19 protein-coding genes and 1 pseudogene are annotated in these 24,642 nt (G+C 63.5%); 11 read left to right on the top strand and 9 right to left on the bottom strand.

Going from position 1 to position 24,642, the window contains the following annotated elements:
- Nucleotides 1-61 precede the first annotated feature (61 nt).
- Nucleotides 62-5,848, top strand: coding sequence for a DEAD/DEAH box helicase (locus tag ACED88_RS06965; RefSeq protein ID WP_449109147.1), 5,787 nt, complete (start codon nt 62-64; stop codon nt 5,846-5,848).
- A 64-nt stretch (nt 5,849-5,912) separates the two neighbouring features.
- Here the strand turns inward: ACED88_RS06965 and ACED88_RS06970 are convergent, their stop codons facing one another.
- Nucleotides 5,913-6,056 (bottom strand): hypothetical protein, encoded by a 144-nt coding sequence (locus ACED88_RS06970; RefSeq protein WP_167752381.1) that lies wholly within the window; start codon nt 6,054-6,056, stop codon nt 5,913-5,915.
- A 283-nt stretch (nt 6,057-6,339) separates the two neighbouring features.
- On the opposite strand from ACED88_RS06970, the gene ACED88_RS06975 reads away from it, so the two are divergent.
- Both ACED88_RS06975 and ACED88_RS06980 read left to right on the top strand, forming a co-directional pair.
- On the top strand, nt 6,340-7,224 hold the full coding sequence (locus tag ACED88_RS06975; protein ID WP_449109148.1) for a DNA-formamidopyrimidine glycosylase family protein: 885 nt from the start codon (nt 6,340-6,342) through the stop codon (nt 7,222-7,224).
- Nucleotides 7,225-7,256: 32 nt separating this feature from the next.
- The gene (locus ACED88_RS06980) at nt 7,257-8,585 is read left to right on the top strand and encodes a peptidase T (protein ID WP_449109149.1); all 1,329 of its coding nucleotides are present in this window, start codon (nt 7,257-7,259) and stop codon (nt 8,583-8,585) included.
- A 117-nt stretch (nt 8,586-8,702) separates the two neighbouring features.
- Here ACED88_RS06980 and ACED88_RS06985 read toward each other — a convergent pair whose 3' ends face one another.
- Nucleotides 8,703-8,960 carry a hypothetical protein gene (locus ACED88_RS06985; RefSeq protein WP_449109150.1) on the bottom strand — a complete coding sequence of 86 codons (258 nt, stop codon included), beginning with the start codon at nt 8,958-8,960 and terminating at the stop codon, nt 8,703-8,705.
- On the opposite strand from ACED88_RS06985, the gene ACED88_RS06990 reads away from it, so the two are divergent.
- Nucleotides 8,959-10,098: a pseudouridine synthase gene (locus tag ACED88_RS06990; RefSeq protein WP_449109151.1), complete on the top strand. Its 1,140-nt coding sequence runs from the start codon at nt 8,959-8,961 to the stop codon at nt 10,096-10,098. The two genes, ACED88_RS06985 and ACED88_RS06990, sit on opposite strands and share 2 nt — an antisense overlap.
- Here the strand turns inward: ACED88_RS06990 and ACED88_RS06995 are convergent.
- Entirely contained in the window at nt 10,045-11,316 is a 1,272-nt protein-coding gene (locus ACED88_RS06995) for an MFS transporter (protein ID WP_449109152.1), read from the bottom strand. The genes ACED88_RS06990 and ACED88_RS06995 overlap by 54 nt on opposite strands.
- Before the next feature lie 148 nt (nt 11,317-11,464).
- Here ACED88_RS06995 and ACED88_RS07000 point away from each other — a divergent pair, with 148 nt between their 5' ends.
- Nucleotides 11,465-12,007, top strand: coding sequence for a helix-turn-helix domain-containing protein (locus ACED88_RS07000; RefSeq protein WP_449109153.1), 543 nt, complete (start codon nt 11,465-11,467; stop codon nt 12,005-12,007).
- An 88-nt stretch (nt 12,008-12,095) separates the two neighbouring features.
- On the opposite strand, the gene ACED88_RS07005 is transcribed toward ACED88_RS07000, so the two are convergent.
- Nucleotides 12,096-13,415 carry an MFS transporter gene (locus ACED88_RS07005; protein WP_449109154.1) on the bottom strand — a complete coding sequence of 440 codons (1,320 nt, stop codon included), beginning with the start codon at nt 13,413-13,415 and terminating at the stop codon, nt 12,096-12,098.
- A 182-nt stretch (nt 13,416-13,597) separates the two neighbouring features.
- On the opposite strand from ACED88_RS07005, the gene ACED88_RS07010 reads away from it, so the two are divergent.
- Complete coding sequence (locus ACED88_RS07010; RefSeq protein WP_449109155.1) at nt 13,598-14,860, top strand: glycoside hydrolase family 76 protein; 1,263 nt, start codon at nt 13,598-13,600, stop codon at nt 14,858-14,860.
- Here the strand turns inward: ACED88_RS07010 and ACED88_RS07015 are convergent.
- Together ACED88_RS07015 and ACED88_RS07020 are read right to left on the bottom strand one after the other, a co-directional pair.
- Nucleotides 14,834-15,490 carry a hypothetical protein gene (locus ACED88_RS07015; protein WP_449109156.1) on the bottom strand — a complete coding sequence of 219 codons (657 nt, stop codon included), beginning with the start codon at nt 15,488-15,490 and terminating at the stop codon, nt 14,834-14,836. The genes ACED88_RS07010 and ACED88_RS07015 overlap by 27 nt on opposite strands.
- 9 nt (nt 15,491-15,499) lie before the next feature.
- Nucleotides 15,500-15,964, bottom strand: coding sequence for a MarR family winged helix-turn-helix transcriptional regulator (locus ACED88_RS07020; protein ID WP_449109157.1), 465 nt, complete (start codon nt 15,962-15,964; stop codon nt 15,500-15,502).
- Nucleotides 15,965-16,064: 100 nt separating this feature from the next.
- Between ACED88_RS07020 and ACED88_RS07025 the strand changes: the two genes are divergently transcribed.
- The 5 genes and pseudogenes from ACED88_RS07025 (at nt 16,065) to ACED88_RS07045 (ending at nt 20,855) form a co-directional block, all read left to right on the top strand.
- Entirely contained in the window at nt 16,065-16,484 is a 420-nt protein-coding gene (locus ACED88_RS07025) for an organic hydroperoxide resistance protein (RefSeq protein ID WP_237186960.1), read from the top strand.
- A 186-nt stretch (nt 16,485-16,670) separates the two neighbouring features.
- Nucleotides 16,671-18,185, top strand: a complete 1,515-nt coding sequence (locus tag ACED88_RS07030) for a SulP family inorganic anion transporter (protein WP_449109158.1) — start codon at nt 16,671-16,673, stop codon at nt 18,183-18,185.
- Nucleotides 18,186-18,217: 32 nt separating this feature from the next.
- Nucleotides 18,218-19,513 (top strand): annotated as a pseudogene (tgt, locus tag ACED88_RS07035) (tRNA guanosine(34) transglycosylase Tgt); the annotation flags it as partial.
- 252 nt (nt 19,514-19,765) lie between these two features.
- Nucleotides 19,766-20,266, top strand: a complete 501-nt coding sequence (locus ACED88_RS07040; RefSeq protein WP_449109159.1) for an SRPBCC family protein — start codon at nt 19,766-19,768, stop codon at nt 20,264-20,266.
- A 100-nt stretch (nt 20,267-20,366) separates the two neighbouring features.
- Complete coding sequence (locus tag ACED88_RS07045) at nt 20,367-20,855, top strand: SRPBCC family protein (protein ID WP_449109160.1); 489 nt, start codon at nt 20,367-20,369, stop codon at nt 20,853-20,855.
- Nucleotides 20,856-20,943: 88 nt separating this feature from the next.
- On the opposite strand, the gene ACED88_RS07050 is transcribed toward ACED88_RS07045, so the two are convergent.
- From ACED88_RS07050 to ACED88_RS07060, 3 genes are all read right to left on the bottom strand, one after another.
- The gene (locus tag ACED88_RS07050; protein ID WP_449109161.1) at nt 20,944-21,420 is read right to left on the bottom strand and encodes an acyl-CoA thioesterase; all 477 of its coding nucleotides are present in this window, start codon (nt 21,418-21,420) and stop codon (nt 20,944-20,946) included.
- Nucleotides 21,421-21,422: 2 nt separating this feature from the next.
- Entirely contained in the window at nt 21,423-22,868 is a 1,446-nt protein-coding gene (locus ACED88_RS07055; protein ID WP_449109162.1) for an amino acid permease, read from the bottom strand.
- A 128-nt stretch (nt 22,869-22,996) separates the two neighbouring features.
- Nucleotides 22,997-24,454, bottom strand: a complete 1,458-nt coding sequence (locus tag ACED88_RS07060; protein WP_449109163.1) for an amino acid permease — start codon at nt 24,452-24,454, stop codon at nt 22,997-22,999.
- Nucleotides 24,455-24,642: the final 188 nt, after the last annotated feature.

Below are 24,642 nucleotides of genomic sequence, written 5' to 3' on the forward strand. Positions count from 1 at the left end.
GATTAGTCTCGCTAGGCTGGCCGATACGCCCGGCTCATTTTTTAAGGGGATAATGGGGGCTATGGCAGAACCCGTTACCTCCCGTGCCCTGAGCTTTTTCTCGGCCCCCACCCGCCGCTGGTTTGAGGGGGCTTTTTCTGCGCCCACGGCTGCCCAGGCGGGTGCTTGGGAGGCGATTTCGGCTGGTCACCATGCCCTGATTGTGGCACCGACCGGGTCGGGTAAAACCCTCTCGGCCTTTCTGTGGGCGCTTGACCGCCTTCACTTTGAGAATCACGAGGGCGGGGGCACCCGCGTCCTCTATATTTCCCCCCTCAAGGCCCTGGGTGTGGACGTTGAGCGCAACCTGCGCGCGCCCCTGATCGGTATTGCCCAGACCGCCCGGCAGCTGGGGGTAGAGCCGCCGCAGGTGCGGGTGGGTGTGCGCAGCGGTGATACCCCGGCTAAGGAGCGCCGCCAGCTGATTTCTAATCCACCGGATATTCTGATTACCACCCCTGAATCCCTCTTTTTGATGCTGACCTCTAAGGCCCGCTCAACCCTGACCAAGGTGCACACGGTCATTATCGATGAAGTGCACGCGGTTGCCGGTACCAAGCGTGGCGCTCACCTGGCAGTAACTCTTGAGCGTCTGGACCAGCTTCTTGAGACCCCGGCCCAGCGCGTGGGGCTGTCGGCGACCGTGGAGCCGGTTGAGACCGTCGCCCGCTTTTTGGGTGGCAGTGTGCCGGTGCAGATTGTGCGGCCGCCCTCGGCCAAGGAGTGGGAGCTGACCCTTTCGGTACCGGTGCCCGATATGACGGCCCTGGGCGGCCCCAACGCCTACGGCGAGGGGGATAACTCCTTCAAGCAGGGCAGTAGCCCCCGGCCAGCCCCAGCACCCGCCGGGTCGGGCGCCTACCTGGATAAGCTCACCGAGCGTACCCGCTCCCAGATTCGCTCCCTGGACGCCACCGAGTTCGAGGACCGCGCTTTCGACGACAGGGCCGTGCAGGCCGATACCCTGGCGGACGCTGGCACCCGGCCGGAAGTCTCTGTGCGGCTGGCGGAGTCCCTGCCTCAGGGGGTAACCGTGGCCGAGGCCCTGGGTATCCGCCCGGTGGCGGGCCCTGCCCTGGGCTCCCAGCCAGACGAGCCTTCCTCTGACTACTTTGACCAGCCCCTGCCTGCGCGCACACCCGGTAGTCGGGTGGGCGGTGAGCAGTCAGGCGCTGCGCAAGCAAGCACTGCGCAGGCAAGCACTGCGCAGGCAAGTGCCGAGCAGGCCCTGTGGGACGCTGTGGGCGTTTTCCCCGGTGAGGAAACAGAGTCCGCTCCCCAGGCACAGACCCGAACCCAGCCTGCCCTCACCATCGAGGAGGTGCAGGTGGCGGCGTCCACCCCGGGCTCCGGCGCCGGGGGCGAAACCCCGAACCTTAACGGCTACCAGGCCTCCATTTGGCCGCACGTGGAAGAGCGTATTGTGGACCTGGTGGAGGCTAACCGCTCCACCATTGTCTTTGCTAACTCGCGCGGGCTGGCTGAGAAGTTAACGGCCCGCCTCAACGAGATTTATCTGGGCCGTCTAGAGGCTCGCGGGGAGCTGGGTGAGGTGACCGCGAGCGCCTCCACCGGTGCCCGCACCTACGCTTCCGCCGGCGGGGAGCCGAAGGCCCTGGCCGATGTGCTGGCTGAGGCTCTAGCCAAGGACGCCCCCGCCCGGCTGGAAGCTGACGATGAACGGCTGCCGGGGGCGGGTGCGTCCTCACCCCTTTCCACCCAGCCCCCTGCCCAGGTGATGGGGGGCTCGGCGACGGCTGCCGGGGCGCCACCGGTGCTGGCGCGGGCCCACCACGGGTCGGTGTCCAAGGATCAGCGCACCCTGATTGAGGAGGCCCTGAAGTCGGGGCAGCTGCGGTGTGTGGTGGCAACCAGCTCCCTGGAACTGGGTATTGATATGGGTCATGTGGATCTGGTGATTCAGGTGGAGGCCCCGCACTCGGTGGCTTCTGGCCTGCAGCGGGTGGGGCGAGCTGGCCATCAGGTGGGAGAGGTGTCACGCGGCTACCTCTACCCCAAGCACCGGGGCGATCTGCTAAACGCCACAGTGACCGTGCAGCGTATGCTGGCCGGGCAGATTGAGCCCCTGGCTATTCCCGCTAATCCCCTGGATATTTTGGCCCAGCAGACCGTGGCGGCATGCGCCCTGGGGCCCATCAGTGTGGAGGCCTGGTTCGAGGCCCTGCGGGCAACAGCCCCTTTTGCTACCCTGCCCCGGGCGGCCTTTGAGGCGACCCTGGATCTGCTGGCCGGTAAGTACCCCTCGGACGAGTTTGCCGAGTTGCGCCCCCGTATTGTCTGGGACCGGGACGCCGGGACGATTGAGGGCCGCCCCGGGGCCCAGCGTCTGGCGGTAACCTCCGGCGGTACGATTCCTGACCGTGGCCTCTTCCCGGTCTTCATTGCAGGGGCTGAGGATTCCAAGGCCCCTAAGCGGGTGGGTGAGCTGGATGAGGAGATGGTCTATGAGTCCCGGGCCGGGGACGTCATTGCCCTGGGTGCCTCGTCCTGGCGGATTGAGGATATCTCCCACGACCGGGTGACGGTGACCCCTGCCCCCGGCATCCCCGGGCGCCTGCCCTTCTGGCACGGGGATTCGCCGGGCCGTCCCGTCGATTTGGGGCGGGCTCTGGGGGCTTTTACCCGGGAGCTGGCCCTTGAGAACAGTAAGGACGCCGGTGCCGCCCATGCCCGCCTGCGCGGCCTTGGCCTGGATCAGTGGGCCGCCGATAACCTGCTGGCCTACGTGGCGGAGCAGGCAGAGGCGACCGGCCAGGTGCCCAGCGAGAAGCACCTGCTGGTCGAGCGATTCCGCGATGAGCTGGGGGATTGGCGTCTGATTCTGCATTCCCCCCTGGGTATGCCCGTGCACTCCCCCTGGGCTCTGGCCGTCGGCGCCCGGGCTGAGGAACGCTACGGGGTCAATGCCTCAGCTATGGCCGCTGACGACGGCATCGTGCTGCGCATCCCCGCCATGGAGGCCGAACCGCCCGGGGCTGACCTCTTCATCTTTGACCCGGCCGAACTCGAAGACATCGTGACCGAGCGGGTGGGTAACTCTGCCCTCTTTGCCTCCCGCTTCCGCGAGAACGCCGCCCGCGCCCTGCTACTGCCCCGCAAGGACCCGGGCCGCCGCACTCCCCTGTGGCAGCAGCGCCAGCGCTCCGCCCAGCTCCTGGATGTGGCCCGCAAGTACCCCACCTTCCCCCTGCTGCTAGAGACCGCCCGCGAGTGCCTGCAGGACGTCTACGACCTACCGGCTCTCACCGCCCTGCACAAGGACCTCGAGGCCAAAAAGGTACGCATCAGCGAGGTGGAAACCGAAACCCCCTCCCCCTTCGCCCGCACCCTGCTCTTTGGCTATGTGGCCCAGTTCCTCTACGACGGGGACTCCCCCTTAGCCGAGCGCCGCGCCGCTGCCCTGGCCCTGGACCCTGCCCTGCTAGCTGAGCTACTCGGCAAGGACGAGCTGCGCGAACTGCTCGATGTTGAGGTCATCCGTTCCACCGAGGCTCGACTCCAGCGCACCGCGACGGGCTACCGCCTGCGCGGGGTGGAGGGAGCCGCCGACCTGCTGCGCCTGCTCGGCCCGCTCACCGCTGCCGAGGCTGCCCAGCGCCTGCGGGTGCTCCTGGACCAGGGCACCGGTGGGGACGCGGGGGCAAACGCGGGGACAGGCTCCGGTGAGGACGCCGGGCAGGACGCCAACGCCCCGGCTGCCGAGGCCGAGGCAGGTCAGCCGGGCGAGCGCGTCCTGACCGAAGCCGAAGCCACCGACCACCTTGAGGCCCTGGTGAAAGCCGGTCGTGCCCTGCGCTTCCGCCTGCACGGGCGGGAACTCTATGCCGCCATTGAGGACGCCGCCCGCCTGCGCGACGCCCTGGGCGTACCTCTGCCGATTGGGGTCCCCCTGGCCTTCCTGGAGCCGGTCGAGGCTCCCCTGGTTGACCTAGTGGCCCGCTACGCCCGCACCCACGCCCCCTTTACCGCTGCCCAGGCTGCTGAGGCCCTCGGGTTGGGTGTCTCGGTGGTCGATACCGCCCTGCGCACCCTGGCAGCAGACCGGCGGGTGATCTCCGGTGAGTTCCTACCCGAAGAGCTCCGCGCCGAGCTGGCCGCAGCCCGTACAGGCTCCACCGACCCCGCCTACCTAGCCGGAACTGAGTGGGTGGACGCCGCCGTCCTGCGCACCCTGCGCTCCCGCTCCCTGGCAGCCCTGCGCGCCGACGTCGAACCCGTTACCCCCGGCACATACGCCCGTTTCCTGCCGCCCTGGCAGCACGTGGGCTCCTGGCAGGTCACCGAAACCACCGCCGCCCCCGGCACCTTCGGGGCACCGGCCCAGTCCATCAGCGTCCGCCGCGACGAAAACGCCATGCTCAGCGGCTACGACGGCCTACTCACCGTGATCGACCAGCTCGCCGGGGTGCGGGTGCCCGCCTCTGCCCTCGAACCTCTGATTCTCAAGGCCCGCATCAGCGACTACACCCCCGCCCTGCTCGACTCAGCCATGAGCGCCGGGGACGTCATCTGGACGGGCGCCGGCCAGCTCGCCGGGGACGACGGCTGGGTCGCTCTACACCTGGGTGAGAGCGCGGCCCTGACCCTGCCCGATGCGGTAGAACGAGCCGAGGCGCTCGCAGCCCTGGGCGCCCTCGAAAACACCATCTACGAGCTGCTAACCGGCGGGCTCTTCTTCAGCCAGATTCAGACCCAGCTCGCCGCCCTGGCTACCTCACTAGGAAATACGTCCCCAAGTGCCCAGGAGATTTCAACCGCCCTCTGGAACCTAGTCTGGGCCGGGCTGGTCACCGGCGATACCTTCGCCCCGGTACGGGCCCTGATCTCGGGCGGGGCTTCGGCCCACAAGGTGGCTGCCCCCGTCCCCCGGGCCCGCTCCGTGGGAATGCGCCGCGGGGCCTCCCGCCTCTCTGCTTCCCGTCTGGGAGTGGGCGTAGGCCGGGCCCCGGCAGTATCTGCCCAGGTCGCCCCTATCGATGGCGGACGCTGGGCCCGCATCGAGGCCGAGCCACTCGATACCACCGTGGCAGCTGCTGCCCGCGCCGAACTGCTCATGGACCGTTACGGGGTCCTCACCCGCGGGGCCGTGGCCGTCGAGGACACCCCCGGCGGGTTCGCCGGGGTCTACCGGGTACTGTCTACCGCCGAAGAAAAGGGCCTGGCCCGCCGCGGCTACTTCATAGAGGGCCTGGGCGCCGCCCAGTTCTCGACCTCCTCCACCGTTGATAGGCTCCGGGCAGCGGACGACGCCACCGCCGCAGAGAACGAGGGGCAGGACGCCGCACCCGGTGCGTCCGCCTACACCCCGGTGCGCCGTGCCCGTCACTCGGTCACCCTGCTCGCTGCCACCGACCCGGCCAACCCCTACGGGGCTGCCCTGCCCTGGCCCACCCCCGTGGCCTGGGACAGTAACCGCACCCCCATCAAGCACAAGCCAGGGCGTAAGGCCGGGGCCGTCGTCATCCTGGTTGACGGGGAGCTGACCCTCTATCTGGAACGCGGTGGCAAGACCCTGCTGCCCTTTACCGACCGAACCGACCGGGTGGAGGCGTCCGCACCCCTGATCGGCCAGCTGGTACGCGCCGGAGTAGCCGGCAAAATCGTCATCGAAACCGCAGGCGGGGTGGACGTGCTCAGCTCCCCTGAGCCGCTACCACCTACCCCCGACCAGCCGGACGCAGCGGTAGAAGGCGGCGAGCACCCCGTCCTCACCCTGCGCCGGGCCCTGCTGGCCGCAGGTTTCTACGCCACCCCGCGCGGCCTGCGCATGCGGAAGGACTATTCCTAAAAACAGCAGAACCTCCCTTGCGTGGGGCAAGGGAGGTTCTGGGTAGCTAGCGGTCTCTCGTCGATTAGGCAGTGAGGTTGTACTCCACGCCCTCGTAGCCAGCGCGGAAGGCGCGGACGCTGCGGGTAAGGTGCACGTAGAAAGCACCGAGAGACATCACAAGCATCATGACCATAACAACCATGAGTGCGGTAAAGAGCAGATTCATTGTTCTGACCTCCATCTAGGGGACAGGCGGCTGGGAGACCGCCTAAGGAGTCAGGGCCTACTCTAGCAACATCGCATGAGCCTGCCCTTTGTATTAAGTTAGTGCTGGGCCATAAACTTCAACGGTGAAGCATGACGTGAAACGACTATACACCCTTTCAGCAGGTGGCACGCAAGTTTTGTGGTAATTCTGGTCTACACTGTGAGCAGAGGGGCGCGCAGGGCGTCATAGATAGGTCATATTAGACAGGTCACATTTTGATAACACGGAGGGGTGCTTAGCAGTGCCTGAAGGCGATACCGTATGGCGGCAAGCCCGCTCGCTCCACCGCGCGCTTGCCGGCAGAACAGCCCACACTACAGACTTCCGTTACCCCCAGGTTGCCGACATCAATCTGGCGGGCCAGCCCATTCACGGGGCCCTCGCTCGGGGGAAGCATATTCTGCTGCGTATCGGTGAGATGACCGTGCACTCTCACCTCAAGATGGACGGCATCTGGCACCTCTACGGGCTGGACGCGAACGGTTCGCGGGAAAAGTGGCGGCGCCCCGCGGATCAGGTGCGGGCTCTGATTCAGGCTAATGCAAGGCTTGATAGCGACGGGCAGGTACTTGCCGGTAGCCACCCGGTAGAGGCCGTGGGCTTTACCCTGGGTCTACTAGAAGTTTTCCCCACCAGCCAGGAAGCTGACCGCCTATCCTACCTGGGCCCCGACTTGCTTGGCCCCGACTGGTCGGTTGAGCAAGCGGTAGCTAATCTAGCTGCCCGACCGGAGCGCCCCCTAGGGGTAGCCCTGCTCGACCAGAAGAACCTAGCCGGTATCGGCACCATCTACCGGGCTGAAACCTGCTTTCTTGCCGGTCTTGACCCGCGCACCCCGGTGGGGGCCGTACCTGACCTCGCTGCCGTGGTCTCGATAGCCCGCCTGCTCTTGGATGCTAACCGCGGGCGTCCGCACCGGGTCACCCGCACCAGCGCCGAGCCGTTCTGGTGCTACGGGCGTGCCCAGCGCCCCTGCTACCGCTGCGGGGAAACCATCGTCAAGGAAGACCTTTCAGAAACCGGAACCGGTGCCGACCGCTACGCAGCGAATCACCTGTACGCCCGCGAGGAAGATACCGATCGCATTAGCTTCCGCTGCCCCGGCTGCCAGGAGCTACTGGGCTAGGTTCCTGGGCAGGCGGGAGTAAACTACTCACCATGAGCACCACCACATTCACCCCCACCTACGCCCCCGATACCGCCCTACAAGAAGCGCTAGCTGCCCGCTTTCTGCGCTACTCGGTGATTTCTAGCCAGTCGGACGCCTCAGCGTCGGTCGTGCCCACCAGCCAGGGGCAGTGGGAGCTGGCCCGCCTGCTCAAGGACGAACTCACGGCAGCCGGTGCCCACAACGTGCACCTGAGCGACACCTGCGTGCTGACCGCCCACATTCCCTCCACCCTGCCCGCGGGCACCGAAGCCCCCGCTATCGGTTTCTGCACCCACCTCGATACGGTCGATGTGAACCTCTCCCCCGATGTACACGCCCGCATCATTGACTACACCGGCGGGGACATCTGCCTCAACCCTGACCTCGATATCTGGCTGCGCGAGGCCGAGCACCCCGAGATCACCCGCTACACGGGCCAGCGCATCATCGTCACCGACGGCACCAGTGTGCTGGGAGCGGACGACAAGGCCGGGGTCGCCTCGGTCATGGAAGCTGCCGTGCGTCTCTTAGCTGCGGACGCGGACGCCGCCGGGCAGGCAGGTGCCCAGGGGCAGGGAAGCGGGTCGGGTGCGTCCGCCCATCCCGATATCTACCTCTCCTTTGTGCCGGATGAAGAAATCGGCCTGCTGGGTGTGCGCACCATGGACCTGGCGCGCTTCCCCGTGGATTATGCCTACACCCTGGACTGCTGCGAACTGGGTGAGCTGGTCGAGGCTACCTTCAATGCCGGGCATGCCCGTCTGCACGTTGAGGGCGTGACCGCCCACCCCATGAACTCCAAGGGCAACCTGGTCAACCCGATTCTGGTGGCCCACGACTTTGTGGCGGCCCTCGACCGCGCCCAGACCCCCGAGCATACTGAGGGGCGTGAGGGTTACCTCTGGGTCAACGGGATAGCGGGCAACCAGGCCACCGCTAGCGTCGATATCAGCATCCGCGACCATGACCGGGCCGGCTACGAAGCCAAAAAGGACTTCCTGCGCGACCTAGCTGAGCGGACGGCAGAAGCCAACCCGCGGGCGTCCGTCACGCTGGATATCTCAGATATCTACAGCAACCTTGAGGACGCCAAAACCAGTGCCAACGCTGTGGCGTCCGAGCGCCTGCGTGCAGCCTTTGCCCGGCTGGGTATCGAGCCCATCAACCTGGCCATGCGCGGGGGTACCGACGGCTCCTACCTCTCCACCCGGGGAATCTACACCCCCAACTTCTTCACGGGAGCGCACAACTTCCACTCCAACTGCGAGTTCCTGCCCCTGCCCGCCTTTGAGGCCAGCTACCGGGTGGTGCGGGAGCTGATGGTGGGTTCCCTTTAGCCACCCTTGACGCACAATACAAAGCAGATAAACTGGTTTTATCTTAAGGATGACAGCAAACAAGGCGGGGCAACCCCGGTAGCCGCTTACTACCAGAGTCGCCCCTTGCTGTAGGACCTATCGAATGAACGGTTCGATAGCTTCCAAAAGCTTTGCTACAGCTCCGATGAGTATTGCAGTAGCGATGATTCTGACTGCAATCTTGTCGGGGCTGTTTTTCTTAGCCTTGCTTTTAGCCACAGCCATTACCTCCTCTCTGGTCTCACACTCGCGGAGATTTTTCTTAAGGATGGATGTACCGCGTGGAGTCCACGAGAGAGGCAGTTCAACTCTATCAAGCAGGCCTTGGGGTCTACCTGCGATAATAGAGCCCATGCGCCGAATCAACCGTCACCTTGCCCCCAAGCCCCTGCCCCAGCGCAACGGGATTGACGCCGTCTCTTTTGTGCTACCCGACGCGGGCAATCCCGAGGACGATACCCTGGGCGCAAGCACGGTGCTGGATTACCTGGTGGCCCGCTTCTACCCCCACGAGCGTTCCCTCTTCACCTCCCGCTTTGAGCGCGATGAGGTGAAGGATGCTGATGGTCAGGCGGTTGCCCCCGATGCGCCTTTGACGGGGCAAAAGATCTGGTACTACCGGGAACTGGGGGTTGAAAAGCCCGTGCCCTTTGACATGCCGGTGCTCTACGAGGACGATTGGGTTTTGGCCATTGATAAGCCCCATTTCCTGCCCACCACCCCCAACGGCTCCTTTGTCGCGCATACTGCCCTGACCCAGCTGCGGGTGCGGGAGAACAACCCCGATCTGATTCCCATTCACCGCCTGGACAGGGCAACCGCCGGGGTCGTTCTCTTTGCCAAGACACCCGAGGCCCGCGCTCCCTTTCAAACCATGTTCCAGCGGCGCGAACCCACCAAGACCTATGAGGCCGTCGCGGCCCCTATCGCCGGGCTGGGGGTGGGTGAGAGCCTGACGGTGCGCTCGCGCATTGATAACCAGCACGGGGCTATGCAGGTAGCCCATACCGGTGTTGAGCTCCTGCCCGGTGACACCGGCCCCCTGCCGGTGGAGACCAAAGCTGAGCGGCGCGAGCGCCGCCGCTCCGGGGCGTCCTTTGAGGGGCTGAATGCCCAGTCGCGTATTACCTGCCTGAAGGTATTTGAGGTGGCAGGCGGCGTCCTGCCCGCTGTATCTGAAGCCAACCCGGCCCTGCCCCTGCCGCCTGCGGGAACACCCCTGGCCCACTATCTTTTGGAGCCGCATACCGGCAAGACCCACCAGCTGCGGGTGCACCTAGCGGCGGCAGGGGCGCCGATTGTGGGGGACGTGATCTACCCGGTCGTCCTGCCCATCGCCGAGGACGAGCCCGCCCTACCCCTCCAGCTGCTGGCCAGGTCACTGACCTTCCCCCACCCCTTCACCGGGCAAACCGTGACGGTGCAGAGCGGGCGGAGGCTAGGCCTCGTCGAGCAGGTTCCTGCTACGGGCGAAGTCAGACCATTGCTCTGAGGCAGGTAGTGCTATGAGGTCACGACTGCTCATTACCACGAGGGTGGCGCAGAAGCAGGTGATCGTAAAGAAAATCGCAGTAGCGGAAGGGCCAGCTAGGCCCAGGCCCCATCCGGCAAGCGCCGGGGCTAGAGAAGCAAGGCCGACAGCCACGAAACCAATGAGGGACTGAACCCGCCCCAAGATGTCGTTGGGAGTAATGAGGGTTAAAAAGCCCAAAAGGCCGGCATTGAGGGTTGGTATGACGAGGACGGCGAGAGCTAACGTGAAAGCTACCCAGCCGATTCCGGGGAGCCAGGGAAGCAGTCCCAGACAGATGGTAAACATTAGGAAACCGGTGATCAGGACGCGCCCGGTGGGGAGTTTCTGAACAAGATAGCCTGCACAAAGGGCTCCGACCATCATGGAGGCTGAGACCGTAGCCATCAAAGTACCTAGAGCGACGGGGCTTGTTCCGGTTTGGGTGTAGCTGAGGGTGAGGGTCATGAGGGTCCCGCTAATGCTGAAGTTCAGCAGGCAAATAGCGCAGGCCAAAACGACAAGTAAGCGACGTTGAAGTAGCCAGGCACCCCCTTCTAGGAAATCATTAAGGGCGCTACGGGCGGAGAATCGAGAAGGCTTAGCACCCTGCGGTGCGTAGCTACCTGTCATAGCCCAGGTGGTAGCTAGAGAGATGATCTGACCTAGAAGCTGAGCCAAGGGCGGGTAGACGAGACCGATGGCCAAGAGAGCGCCGCCGGCGGGACCACCGCCTAGACCGACAGCGGCATCCCTCCCCTGATTAATAGCGATTGCCCGAGGAAGGTCTGCTTCGGGCACCACCTCTTTAATCATGGCGTTAGAGGCTTCTGCCAACAGAGATGAGCGGAGCCGATCTCCCAGAGCCAAGGCGCTGAGGGTGCCAACGGTGGCGGTGCCGGTCAACAGGAGGGCAAGGAAAATAATCTGAGCCAAGATACCTAGGAAACAGGAAAGAAGTCTAAGCCTACGCCGGTCGTGTCGGTCTGCAAGGACACCGCCGGGCAGGGTTCCCATAATCTGCCCCAGCCCCTGGAAAAGAGCGACTGTTCCGGCTGTCGTTGGTGAGCCGGTAACCGCCAGGGTAATCAGAGGGAAAGCGAAGGTGCCTATGCTGGTGCCCAGGTCAAGGAAGAGGTCACCGCTGAACCAGAGGCGGTACTCGCGGTTGCGCCAGAGGGATGAAGTATGCGATGTCATAGCCACACCCTAACTTAAGCAAGAATTATTGCGCAATATATATTGCGCAATAATTTTTGAGGAAACACCCAATATTTCCTAGACTGACTCCATGACAACACCGGAGCAACCCCCCAAACCCACCACCGTCCGAACTCAAATGCGGACCTTGGCCCACCCCGTCCGCGTCCGCATCGTCACCACCCTAGCTAGGCTTACCTACGCCCGCGCCACAGACCTAGCCCGGGAATTAGGCCTGCCCCCTAACGCCCTCAGCTACCACCTGAGAGCCCTTGCCAAAGGTGGCATTATCACCGAAGCCCCCGAGCAAGCCCGCGACAAGCGCGACAGGGTGTGGCAGCTCACCACCCGCGAAGGCTTCACTCTCGACGCCCAAACAGCAACTACTGAGGACGCAGCCCTCTCCCTGGGACTCATCAATGCCCAGCTTGACCACGCCAAAAGCACCTGGCAGCTGGCACTCAATTCCGCCAGCACAGACCAACCTCTACTGGTACCTGCCAAAGGTTCAGCCCTACTCGTCTCCCAGCTACACCTCACCCCTGAGCAGGCCGAAGAACTCAGACAAAAAATCTCTCACCTCATCGACAGCTACGAGACCCAAGGGAAACAAACCGCCAACACTCAGAGCTACGACTTCTTACTCTCCCTGGCCTCAACCAGCGCTCCCCCACCAGCCTGGGAACAATGAGCTGCCGAATGTGACGCCTTTTCCCGAATGTCGGAAGTAAGCCCACCCGCTCGGGAATACAAGGCACATTCGGCCCGGGACTTTGAAGCTACTCGGCTACAGGTACAGGGGCACCCTTTTCTACTGACTCAGCACTCCTGGCCGGTAGCAGCTGCAGACCGCGCACCACCAGGTAGATAGCCGCCAGTAGCCAAAGGCCAGCGAGCACCCAGGCCACCTGGTATATCGTCACAAAGGCCAAAACCGCCGAGGTCGCCACCAGGCCAATCGGCCCGGCCACCTGGCTAATAGCCATAAAGATTGAGAATGACCGGCCGCGAATCTGCTCGGGTACACCCTCGATCACCAGCAGGGTCTGCAGGGGGTTCATAATACCCCCGCCCAAGCCGGAAATCCCCAAGCCCACGATGGCCAGCCAGGAAGTTTCGAGCAAGGCCATGCCAAAGAAGGCCAGGGTATAGAAGACCATACCCACCACCCAGGCCCGGCGGGGGAAAGGCACAATCTTACCCGCCACCATACTGGTCACCATCATGCCCACGGCAAAGGCAGACATGGATGCCCCGTACAGCCCCGGCTGGTCAATCCCCTGGAAGTGGGCGGGCAGAAGCACCATCAGATAGGGCATCACCAGGGCCATCGATAGCAAAGAATCCAGAGCCAGCAGACGAATCACCGGGTAGCCCAGGGCTTTCTTCCAGCCCGCAAGCCCCTTGAGGGGGTCTTCGGTAGGGGCTTCAGGGGAGGACGCTGGCACCTGCCCGTCCGCACCCGGTTGGGCGGGGGCGTCCTGCCCCTCAGTAAGGACGCCTGCCCCCGCCTTCTGCAGGCGCAAGCAGGCGGTCAGGGCAGCAGCAAGCAGGGAGCAACCGGCCGTAATCCACAGGACCTGCTCAATGGGCAGGGCCGTCATCAGCACACCGGCTACAGCCGGGCCCACCAGGAAGCTGACCCCGCTCAAAGCCTGGTTCCAGCCAGAAATCTGGGCAACCTTCTTACGCGAGGTCGCAGCCACATCACCCATCAGGGCAGCGCGGGCACTCATACCCGGGATATCACCCACCGCACCCAAAATACCGATGATGATGAACCAGCTCAGCGTCAGCCCAAAGACCATATCAACCGCAATCACGGCCACCACCGACAGGCCCGAAATAATATCCGAAATCACCGACACCGGTTTCCGGCCCAGACTATCGACCAGATTGCCCCCAAAATAAGCAAAAACCAGTGAAGGCACTGCAATCGCAGCCGCCACGATACCCGCAGCAGCCGGGTTGCCGGTGCGCTCCAGCACCAGCCAAGGCCAGACGATACCGGCAATAGAATTGCCCAGCATCGACAGGGCAGCAGACGATAAATAAACCCAGACGGCAGAAACCCGCCCAGCAGAAGAAGAGGTGTGCATTCACCATACTTTAGCAGAAGCGCCCTGCCACCGAATGTGACGCCTTTTCCCGAATGTCGGGAGTAAGCCCACCCGCTCGGGAATAAGAGGTACATTCGGCGCAGACGCACTAACCCGCCCAGCCGGTAGACTAAAAACCGGCCCAGGCCACCGCCCACCGACGCGCCAAAGAAAGAAACGCCATGCACCCCAAGCACCTGCAGCACTCACCCGACCAGCTCGCAGCGCTCACCGCCGAGCACCGCCACACCCTGGGGCAGCGGGCAGGCACAGCAGCCCACTCCGTCACGCGGCTCTTCGGGCACCGGGTCGCAGGCCTCCCCGGTACCCTGCTAGGGCGCACCCTCCACCCCGACACCCGCCGCCGCAGCCAGCGGCGCGGCGAATGGCACTACTGGTGGCAGGCCCACCTACTCGACAACCTCGTCGATGCAGGCTTCCGCCAGCTCACCGCACCCGACGGGCAGAGCCAGGCACAAGCGTCCCTGCGCCAGGCCCGCGCGGTACTGCGCGGCATCCAGATGCGCAACCTCGGCTCCTACCCCAACTCCTTCTACGACGACATGGCCTGGCTGACCCTGGCCTGCGAGCGCCTCAACCGGCTGGCGCTCGCCGTGGAGGGTAACGGGGATTCTGCGGCCCAGGACGCCGCCACCCGGCTGTACCGGGAGCTGGCAGCTGCCTGCACCCCTGAGGTGGGTGGGGGTGCCTTCTGGTCGAAGGACCACGATTTTAAGAACACCCCGGCGACTGCCCCCATTGCCCTGGCTTTCGCACGGGCCCACCGGTATGACGAGGCAGCAGCCCTGCTGAACTGGCTGCACGCCAACCTCTTTGATGCCGAGCGCGGCCTCTATCTGGACGGGGTCAAGGTGGCCGGGCGTGGGGCTCGCGCCGAGATTTCTTCGGTGGAGAGCGGTCTTTATACCTATAACCAGGGGCCGGTTCTCGCGGCCTACCTGGCGGTGCTTGATGCCGGTAAGTCTGAGCTGCTGACTGTTGATCCGGCTGAGCATATTGCCGAGGTTTTGGCCGGTATTGACCGGGAGTTTGGCCGGGATTTTGAGGTGTCAGAGGCAGAAACCCTGCGGGTTCTAGCCACCCAGGGCGGTGGGGACGGCGGGCTCTTCACCGGTATTCTGGCGCGCTACCTGGCAGAAGTTGCCACTCACGATGCCCTGCCGCAGGGCGTACGGGAGCAGGCGCGGGATTTCATCCTTGCAACCGCCGAGCTCTTATGGGACGGACGCCGCGAGTTCGACCCTGACCTGCCCATGAACGAGCTCGGCATTGACCCGACCGAGATCCGCGGTGAGGCTGTCACGCTCTTTTCGCCCGATGTTACCCGGCATATTTCTGAGGTGCTCAAGCCTGCCCAGCCGGTTGATCTTTCGACCCAGCTTCAAGCCTGGATGGTGTTAGAAGCGGCGGCGCGGGTTTTCTAGGGCGGGCGCGGCCGCCTTATTCGCGCGGTAGACGGCCCAAAGTCCCAGCACACCCAGAAGCATCAGCAGTAAGCCCACGGTATAGCTCGAAGCGACCTCAGACACCGGGAAACTGAACCCTGATGGATACCAGAACATGCCGGTGACGAGGGGCTCTGCTACAGCCCCCGCGGGAACCAGATAGCGCAGGAGCTTCCCTGTGCGGTCGTCCTGCGCGGACCTAGCGCCCAACCAGCCCAGGGGCCCCGATATGATGACGGCAGCAATAAACCAGTGGTAGTTCTCAATCCAGATGCTGGCTTCCATGATGCCCAGCAGGTTCCCCAGGGCGTAGTGCCCGGCTAGGGCACCTAAGGACGCTGCCACCGCGGCTGCTACAGGCACCCAGAGCGGGGCGGGGCGCGCCTTACTACCAGACCACAGCCAGCCCGCGTAGAACCCCAGGGCTGCCCATAGGGTGCCCGAGTTGAGGAGCTTACTCACCACTTTACGCACATAGGTGATGGCCTCAGCTTGACCCGAGAGCTGGGCTTCTGTGGTGATATTGCTCAGCAGCGATGCAACCGCTATGCAGAGGACCAGAGCGACGCAGGTGAGCAAGGGTCGGGCTTTGAAACGCGCAAGAACCATACCCCTAATCTACTTGGTTCCGTCTGCCCGTGGAGGTGTTTCGGCCAGGTGCTCGGCCAGGGCGTCGAGTTCGGCTTTGAGGGCCAGGACGTCCAGGCCCTCGACCGCGCAGGCGGCGTAGATGGCCCCGGGGACGGACGCCGCACGTCCTCTCATCTCTTGCCCGGCAGGGGTGAGGCTGAGCAGGGTGCGGCGCTCATCGCGGGCGTCACGGGTCTTAGTCAGCAGGCCGTGGTCAATCAGGCGTTTGATGAGCGGAGTCAGGGTGCCACTATCGAGGTCGAGGCGGGCAGCCAGCTCTTTCATACCGAGGCCGTCGGGGTTCTCCCACATGACCAGCATGACCAGGTACTGGGGGTAGGTGAGCCCCAACTCCCCCAGGTGCTGCTGGTAGGCGCGGGTGACGGCCCGGCTGGAGCGGTAGAGGGAGAAGCAGAGCTGGTTATCGAGGGCGAGGCTGCTGTCTTGGTTCATTCCACCCAGTATAGGTTGTGGGCAAATTATCAGCCAACAATTTACTTGCACACAATTAGATTGTGTACAATCTAATTAAAACCTCATGAAAGGAAACCCCATGGAACCCCTCTACACCACCGAAGCCCTAGCAACCGGCGAAGGCCGCAACGGCCACGTCCGCACCGTTGACGGCGCTTTTGACGCCGATCTCGCCATTCCCGTTGAGATGGGCGGCTCCGGCAAGGGCCTGAACCCCGAGCAGCTCTTTGCCTCCGGCTACGCAGCCTGCTTCCACTCCGCCCTGCAGATGGTTGCCCGCATGCAGAAGAAGAACATCGAGGGCTCCTCCGTAGGGGCTAAGGTGTCTATCGGCAAGCAGGGTGAGGGCTTTGGCCTGGCTGTTGAGCTTGAGGTCGTCATTCCTGAACTTCCCCAGGACGAGGCCCAGGCACTGGCCGACGCAGCTCACCAGGTCTGCCCCTACTCCAACGCCACCCGCGGCAACATCCCCGTGACCGTCACCGTCTCTGACGACTAAGCTCGCACCCCACACTCGCACCAAATGTCGCCGAAAGCTTCATAGGTATGTGCTTCCTGCATACCTATGAAGCTTTCGCTTACCCTCAGCACGGAGCGATACGGCTAACTAGCTTCCCTAAAGACAGGACGCAGCGGGGCGGGTAAAGTGTGTCAGGCACCTAGCCACCGCAAGAGAAGAAGCCGAATGACCGCGTCCTCACCCACAGCCCACCAGACCGCACCGCTCAGCCCCCAGGAGCGCCAGTCAGTGCTGCACACCTTGCGCTCCCCCAAGCTGCTCTTCATCGAGGTACTCGCCGGTCTCGTAACCTCCCTTGCCCTGATCCCAGAGGCCCTCGCCTTTGCCGTGGTGGCAGGTGTCGACCCCCAGGTGGGTCTCTTTACTTCGGTGGTGCTGGCCATGGTCATAGCCTTCACCGGCGGACGGCCCGCCATGATCTCTGGCGCGGCAGGTTCAACAGCAATCGTCATAGCGCCCCTGGTCGCCAGTCACGGCCTGGACTACCTAATCGCCACGGTTCTTCTGGCGGGTCTTTTACAAATCCTCTTTGCTGCCGTCGGCGTTGCTAAGCTCATGCGGTTTATCCCGCGCCAGGTCATGGTGGGCTTCGTCAATGCCCTCGCCATCCTGATTTTCTCATCCCAGCTCCCCCAGCTCATCGGGGTGCCCTGGCTGGTCTACCCCATGGTGGCGGTGGGCCTGCTCCTAATCTTCGGGCTGCCCCGGCTCTCCCAGAATATCCCCGCCCCGCTGATTGTTATCGTCCTGCTCACCGGCTTTGCCCTAGCAGCCGGGGCCCAGGTGCCCACCGTTGGCGATTACGGCCAGCTGCCCTCGTCCTTGCCTTCCCTGATCTTCCCCGAGGTTCCCCTGACCGGCGAGACCCTCGCGATTATCACCCCCTACGCCCTGGGTATCGCCTTCGTAGGGCTAGTGGAATCGCTCATGACGGCCAAACTCGTGGACGACATCACCGATACCCACTCCAACAAAACCCGTGAGTCCTGGGGCCTGGGCGTAGCTAACCTCGCCACCGGTTTCTTCAGTGGTATGGGTGGTTGCGCCATGATCGGGCAGACCATGATTAACGTCAACGGGGCCCGGGCCCGCACCCGCATATCAACCTTCTTCTCGGGCTTCTTTATTCTGGTGCTCTCGCTGGTTCTTGGGGATATCGTGGCTATGATTCCAATGGCCGCCCTGGTTGCGATTATGGTCTATGTTGCCCTGACGACCTTTGACTGGCATTCGGTGCAACCTGCAACCCTACGCGCCCTGCCCAAGGCTGAAACCCTGGTCATGGTGATTACCGTGGCCCTAACCCTGCTCACCCACAACCTGGCCCTGGGCGTCGGGGCAGGCATCCTGGCAGCCTGTGCCTTCTTTGCCCGCCGCGTTGCCCGATTCGTGACGGTAGAACGTTCTCTTGAAGGTGCTGAGGGGCAGGTAGCCGTGTACACCGTATCGGGTCAGCTCTTCTTTGCCTCGTCAAACGACCTCTACACCCTCTTTGACTATACAGCTGACCCAGGGACGGTTCGCATCGACCTATCCGGCGCCCACCTGTGGGACGCTTCGACCGTATCAGCCCTCGATGCCATTACCACCAAATACGAGAAGCTGGGCAAGCAGGTGGAGATTGTAGGCTTAGGCGCTATCTCCGGCGAACTGCACGGCCGTCTCACCGGCAGGCTCTAGCCCTTCCCCACTCACCCGGTAGACTTGTTCCCGTGCTCAATACCAAATTTTCTGATCCCACTTTTTCTTTTGAACTGGGCAACCGTCTGACCGATACCGCCCAGCCCACCGGCAAGCAGGTGGACGCCAACGGCGGCGCCTTCCAGGGCCGCACCGGCGTCATTCACACCCCCCACGGCGACATTGCCACCCCCGCCTTCACCCCGGTGGGCACCAAGGCAACCGTCAAGGCCGTACTGCCCGAGGCCATGAAAGACCTGGGCGCCCAGGCCCTGCTAGCCAACGCCTACCACCTCTACCTGCAGCCGGGGCCGGACGTCCTCGACGCCGCAGGCGGGCTGGGTAAGTTCATGAACTGGGACGGCCCCACCTTCACCGACTCCGGGGGCTTCCAGGTGATGAGCCTGGGCTCCGGCTTCAAGAAGGTCATCGACATGGGCACCGTGGCCGGGGCTACCGGTGCGGACGGCCGCCCCATCGGCGACGACGACGTGGCGGCGGGCAAGGAACGCATGGCCCACGTGGACGATGACGGGGTCAACTTTAAGTCCCACATCAACGGCGATATTCACCGTTTCACCCCCGAGGTATCTATGCAGGTGCAGCACCAGATTGGCGCTGACATCATGTTTGCCTTTGATGAGCTGACCACCCTCTATAACTCCCGCGCCTACCAGGAAGAGGCGCTGGAGCGTACCCGCCTGTGGGCCCTGCGCTGTATTGCTGAGCACCAGCGCCTGACCGCTGAGCGGGTGGGCAAGCCCTACCAAGCCCTTTTTGGTGTGATTCAGGGGGCTCAGTACGAGGACCTGCGCCGCAAGGCCTGCCGCGACCTCGGCTCCATGCCCTTTGACGGCTTTGGCCTGGGCGGAGCACTCGAAAAAGAAAACCTGGGCACCATCGTGCGCTGGTGCAACGAGGAGCTGCCCGAGAACAAGCCCCGCCACCTGCTGGGCATTTCGGAGCCCGATGACATCTTCACCGGCATTGAAAACGGCGTCGATACTTTCGACTGTGTCTCCCCCACCCGCGTGGCCCGCAACGCGGCTGTTTACACCCCCGATGGCCGCTTCAACCTGACTAACGCCCGCTACCGCACCGACTTCTCCCCCATCTTCGAGGGCTGCGACTGCTACACCTGTACCCACTACACCCGCGCCTACCTGCACCACCTTTTCAAGGCCGACGAGCGCCTCTCAGCGACCCTGGCCTCGATTCACAATGAGCGTTTTATTGTGAAGATGGTGGACGACGCCCGCGCGGCCATCGACTCCGGGGAATATTTCGACTACCGCGATGAGTTCTTGGGTAAGTACTACGCCAAGAAGGTTGCCCAGCAAAGGGCCCAGGAAGAAGCTGCTGCCCGTAAGGCCGCCAAGGACGCCGAGCGGGCAGCTGCTGCCCAGGCCCGCTGGGAGGCCAATATGAAGGCAAAGGCTGAGGCCGAGGCCCGCCGGGCAGCCGAGAAGGCAGCCCAGGGGCAGGACGCCGGGGCGGACGCGTCCGCGCAGCCTGAGAGCAACCAGCCCGAGAGCAACCAGACCGACACTGCCAAGCCCACCAGCGACGAAAAGTAGAGCATGAACGACTTTAAGATTGACGACCTCAAGCCCGAGGAAACCCTCACCTACCGCCACGAGTTCGCGGCAACCCCGCAGCAGGTCTTTGAGGCTTTCACCAACCCCACACTTTTTATCAAGTGGTTTGGCCCTGCCGATTGGAAGATTATTCCCAACACCCTGACCCTGGAGCCGGTCATTGGCGGCCGCAAGCAGTTCGTGATGCGCCACAAGGACCAGGCTAAGTTCCAGGCCCCCATGTACATGCGCTTTGTAACCCTGGCCGAGCCCCACACCATCGAGTACCGGGAGGCCCTGCCCACCCCGTCCGGCCAGCCCTCAGACACCCTGATTGGCCTGCGTCTTGAGTTCGAGGCGGGCACCGCGGTGACCGAGGACGGCGTCGGTGAGGGCACCATCCTTAAGCTCACCCAGGGCCCCCTGCCCGCCGGTGTGCACGAGCAGACTCTAGCTTCCTGGCAGGGCTCCTTCGGCAAGCTGGCCAAGCTACTCGCACGCTAAGCGCCCTCGTCCTCTACACCCCCACAAAAGTGCATATGCCTGTCACTTTTCACAGGGCATATGCACTTTTTAAGCGGTAGCTACCCAACAAGGAGAATCCATGAACTTTGATTTTGGCACCATTGCCCCTGAAAAGGTCCTGACCTTTACCCACGACTTTGAGGCCACCCCCGAGGCCCTCTACGAGGCTTTCACCTCAGCAGAACTGATGCCCCAGTGGTTCGGCCCCGAGGGCTTCACCGTTCCCCTCGACACCGTTGAGATTGACGTGCGTGAGGGCGGCGCCCAGAAGTTCGTCATGGTCAGCGAAGAGAACCCCGAATTCACCTCCCCCGTCAACGGCACCTTCCACAAGCTGGTGCCCGGTGAGCTGATTGAGGGCTACGAGGCTATTGGTGAGGAACTGGCTGAAGCCCACGGCATGGAAGCCGGCTCCTACTTCCTCAACCGCACCGCCTTCGAGAAGATTGACGAGAACACCACCCGCGTCACCATCACCCAGGGCCCTCTCGACCCGGCCATGCACGAAATGTCGGTGGCCGGCTGGAAGTCCTCTTTCAACAAGCTCAACCGCATCCTCGCAGCCTAAAAGCCTAAAAGCCTAAGCGCCGTATAAAAAGTGCACGTGCCCTGCCAAAAGTGGAGGGCACGTGCACTTTTTAAAGGGCATCTACAATCTAGGCTGCCTGCTGCTCCCGCTGTTCGGAGCTCAGGCGCACCAGGGAGCCGGTCTCAACGTTAAAGAAGGCCAAGGTGGTGCTGGCTGAAACGCAGTGGACGCCGGTTACCGGGTCATACAGCTCGTAGGCAACCACCAGCGAGGCTGCCGTAACCTTGCTGACCTGCATCTGCACCCGCACCGGCAGCCCGCGGTAGGCCAGGGGACTGCGGTACTTGACGTGGTTTTCAGCGACCAGGGCCTGGGTGCCGGCAGGCAGAGTCTCGAAGAGGGGCAGTTGAGCGGACGCCCGCCCCGGCTTTCCCCCGGCAGCCTCTCCTACCAGCGGGGCAGGTTCACCGGACGAGGGCGGCGGCCCGAAGAGGGCCACGCGGGCTTCTTCGAGCACCTGCATCATGGTCACGTTGTTGACGTGGCCGTAGGCGTCCATGTCGCCCCAGCGCAGGGGAACCTCAACTTCATAGACTGCACCCATACCTAGCCCCTATTGCCGCTGTGGGCTGCCACGGCGGCGTCCGCCTCGGCGAAGGCGTCCTCGTGCCCGGTGTGCACGCGCTTGACCACGCCGAAGTAAATCATGGTCAGAATCAGGAAGTAGGCGATGCCCATGGTGGCCGGAGCAGCGTTGCCGGTGCGAGCGAAGAGAGCCGCCCAGATGGCCAGCAGCAGGAAGATACCCAGGCCAGCGGTGATTCGCCCGCCCCACATGCGGAAGTCCGAAGAGTTACCCTCAACTCCCTTAAAGGCGATGTAGGCCAGCAGAATCAGAACCCATACAGTGAGGGCGCAGACCATGGTCAGGGTCATCATCAGACCAAAGGCCTGGCCGGGCAGGAAGAGGGCCAGCAGAATCGCCAGCACCACGCCCGAGGTTGAAGCCCACATGGCCAGAACGGGAATACCGCCACTGCTGACGCGGGCCAGGGGCGCAGGTGCCATCTTCTCGCTCGCCAGGGAGTGCAGCAAGCGGGTGCCCGCGTAGAGGTTGGCGTTGGCGGCAGACAGGGCGGCAACCAGAATAATGAAGTTGGTGATAGAGGCGATGGCCGGAACACCGACTTCCGAGAAGACTAGCACAAAGGGTGAGGCTTCAACGGAGCCGTCGAGCTGAGCGGCTGACTGCCAGGGAATAATCGATACCACGATAAAGAGGGCGACCACATAGATAGTAGCCAGGCGCCACATATTCGCCTTAGTTGAGGCTCGCACTGAGCGCACCGGGTCCTTCGCTTCGGCCGCGGAAATGGAGAGCATTTCGATACCGCCGAAGGAGAACATGACCACCGCGAGCGAGAGCCAGACCCCGTGGAAGCCGGTAGGCATGAAGCCGCCGTCGTTGGTCAGGTTGGTGATGCCGGTGGCCTCGTGACCGGGGAAGCCCACGAAAACCAGGGCCAGGCCCACCAGTACGAAGAGCAGCAGGGCGATGACCTTGATGGAGGACAGGAAGAACTCCATGGTGCCAAAGTACTTGACCGAGCGGATGTTCAGCAGCACGATTACAGCACCAAAGAGCACGATGCCCACCCACAGGGGCAGGGAGGGCCACCAGTACTGCAGGTAGGTGGCAACCGCTACCAGCTCAATACCGGTGATAATGGCGGTGACGGTCCAGTAGGCCCAGCGGGTCAGGTAGCCGGCGTAGGGGCCCAGATAGCGGCCAGCGATGGAGCCGAAGCCACCGCGCACCGGGTAGCGAACGGCCATTTCACCGGTAGAAGCGGCAATAATGGCGGCGACCAGGGAGCCGATAGCGTAGGCCAGAATGACGGCCGGGCCCGCCAGGGCAATAGCGCCCGAGGAGCCCAAAAAGAGGCCGGTACCCAGGGCCGAGCCCAGCACAATCATGGTCATCTGCCCGTGCGTGAGTGAGCGTTTGAGGGTGGTCGCCTGGGCCTGCCCCTGCGAAGGTGTGTGTGCCACGGTAAGCCTTACTGTGAGAAAACGTCGTGTGCGGTAGCGGTGTTAATGCGCGGACGCCGGTGCGCAGCTCCCCTGCCTGGTGGCGGGGAGTGGGCTACCGGCGTCCTTGTGTAGACCTGCTACTGATTTTAGCGCTGTTTGGTGCCGTCGACGACGGGCACCTGGGTGGTGAGGGTGCGGACCTCTTCAAAGGCGTCGTCTGAGGTACTGCTGTTCTTGTTGACACCGGCGAAGTAGATGACGGTGATCAGGCCGAAAAAGCCTAGACCCACCAAGACGGAGGGAATCATCGAACCGCCGGCGAAGAACATGGCGATGAAGGTTGCAATCACGCCGGTCAGGCCGACCGCTGCGGTGGCGGAGCCGCCGAAGACGCGGAAGGGGGAGGCGTCGCCTTCGACCTTCTTGTAGGCCATGTAAGACAGCAGGATCATGGACCAGACCACCAGCACGCAGACGGTCACCAGGGCCATCATGTAGCCGAAGATTCCGCCGACGCCCGAGATTGCCATAATCATGGCGACCACAGCTCCCAAGGACGAGACGGTCAGGGCCAGGGCGGGGATGCCCGAGGAACTGGTGCGGGAGAGCACCTTGGGTGCCATACCCTCGTGGCCCAGGGCGTGCAGCAGGCGGGTGGCGGCGTAGAGGGCGGCGTTAGCGCCGGAGAGGGCTGCGGTCATCAGGATGAAGTTGGTGATACCACCGATGTAGGGAATACCCAGTTCGGTGAAGACCATAACGAAGGGGGAACCTTCGATGTCCTTGCCCAGGGCGGCGGCGCTCGTCCAGGGGATGATGGCAACCACGATGAAGAGGGAGAGCACGTAGAAGGTTGCCAGGCGCCACATCATAGCCTTAGCCGAGGAGCGCACGGAGCGGACCGGGTCCTTGGCTTCTGCAGCTGAAATGGAGATCAGCTCGATACCGCCGAAGGAGAACATGACCACGGCCAGGGCGATCCAGATGGAGGAAAGGCCGTTGGGCATGAAGCCGCCGTGGGCGGTGAGGTTGGAGACGCCGGTGGCATCCTGGCCGGGCAGACCGAAGAAGACCAGGGCCAGACCGAAGATGATGAAGAGGACGACCGCGCTCACCTTGATCGAGGACAGGAAGAATTCCACCACACCGAAGGACTTGACGCTGGTCAGGTTGAGCACGAAAATCGCACCGCCCGCGATGAGCACCCAAATCCAGAGAGGGACATTGGGGTACCAGTAGGCCATGTAGGCGCCAACGGCTACGACCTCGGCACCGGCCAGGGTTACGGTGGTCATCCAGTAGGCCCAGCGGGTCAGGTAGCCCGCGTAGGGGCTGAGGAACTTACCGGCGATGGTGCCAAAGCCGCCGCGTACGGGGTAGCGCACGGCCATTTCACCGGCGCAGGCGCCGATAATAGCGGCAATCAGTGAGCCGATGGCGTAGGAGACGATGACGGCCGGGCCCGCGATAGAGATAGCTGCACCGGAGCCCAAAAAGAGGCCGGTGCCCACGGCGAGGCCGAGGGCAATCATGGTGAGCTGGCCGTGGGAGAGGGCGCGGCTGAGGTTGCCGCCCTCCTGCTGGCCGGTGGTGGTTGATGCCACGGGTGCCCTCCCTTTCAAGAGAGTGTGGTGTATGCAATGAACCGAAAGTTTACACAGGTTTTCTGAGGGAAAACCGGTCTTCAGCGCTCACCATTATGCAGTGAGAGACACATCACCCTCTTGGCGGCAGGTGCAGGGCACTTGGCGGGCAGTGCGCGGCGGGCGGACGTCCGTGGCGGCGAGCGTCC

This window comes from Rothia sp. 11273D007AR, assembly GCF_053547255.1.

Coding starts and splice junctions, on each gene's coding strand:
- ACED88_RS06965 (WP_449109147.1), top strand. CDS start 62: ATGGCAGAACCCGTTACCTCCCGTGCCCTGAGCTTTTTCTCGGCCCCC.
- ACED88_RS06995 (WP_449109152.1), bottom strand. CDS start 11,316: ATGACATCGCATACTTCATCCCTCTGGCGCAACCGCGAGTACCGCCTC.
- ACED88_RS07010 (WP_449109155.1), top strand. CDS start 13,598: ATGCACCCCAAGCACCTGCAGCACTCACCCGACCAGCTCGCAGCGCTC.
- ACED88_RS07050 (WP_449109161.1), bottom strand. CDS start 21,420: ATGGGTGCAGTCTATGAAGTTGAGGTTCCCCTGCGCTGGGGCGACATG.
- ACED88_RS07025 (WP_237186960.1), top strand. CDS start 16,065: ATGGAACCCCTCTACACCACCGAAGCCCTAGCAACCGGCGAAGGCCGC.
- ACED88_RS07030 (WP_449109158.1), top strand. CDS start 16,671: ATGACCGCGTCCTCACCCACAGCCCACCAGACCGCACCGCTCAGCCCC.
- ACED88_RS06970 (WP_167752381.1), bottom strand. CDS start 6,056: ATGAATCTGCTCTTTACCGCACTCATGGTTGTTATGGTCATGATGCTT.
- ACED88_RS06985 (WP_449109150.1), bottom strand. CDS start 8,960: ATGGGCTCTATTATCGCAGGTAGACCCCAAGGCCTGCTTGATAGAGTT.
- ACED88_RS06980 (WP_449109149.1), top strand. CDS start 7,257: ATGAGCACCACCACATTCACCCCCACCTACGCCCCCGATACCGCCCTA.
- ACED88_RS07020 (WP_449109157.1), bottom strand. CDS start 15,964: ATGAACCAAGACAGCAGCCTCGCCCTCGATAACCAGCTCTGCTTCTCC.
- ACED88_RS07045 (WP_449109160.1), top strand. CDS start 20,367: ATGAACTTTGATTTTGGCACCATTGCCCCTGAAAAGGTCCTGACCTTT.
- ACED88_RS07005 (WP_449109154.1), bottom strand. CDS start 13,415: ATGCACACCTCTTCTTCTGCTGGGCGGGTTTCTGCCGTCTGGGTTTAT.
- ACED88_RS07015 (WP_449109156.1), bottom strand. CDS start 15,490: ATGGTTCTTGCGCGTTTCAAAGCCCGACCCTTGCTCACCTGCGTCGCT.
- ACED88_RS07040 (WP_449109159.1), top strand. CDS start 19,766: ATGAACGACTTTAAGATTGACGACCTCAAGCCCGAGGAAACCCTCACC.
- ACED88_RS06990 (WP_449109151.1), top strand. CDS start 8,959: ATGCGCCGAATCAACCGTCACCTTGCCCCCAAGCCCCTGCCCCAGCGC.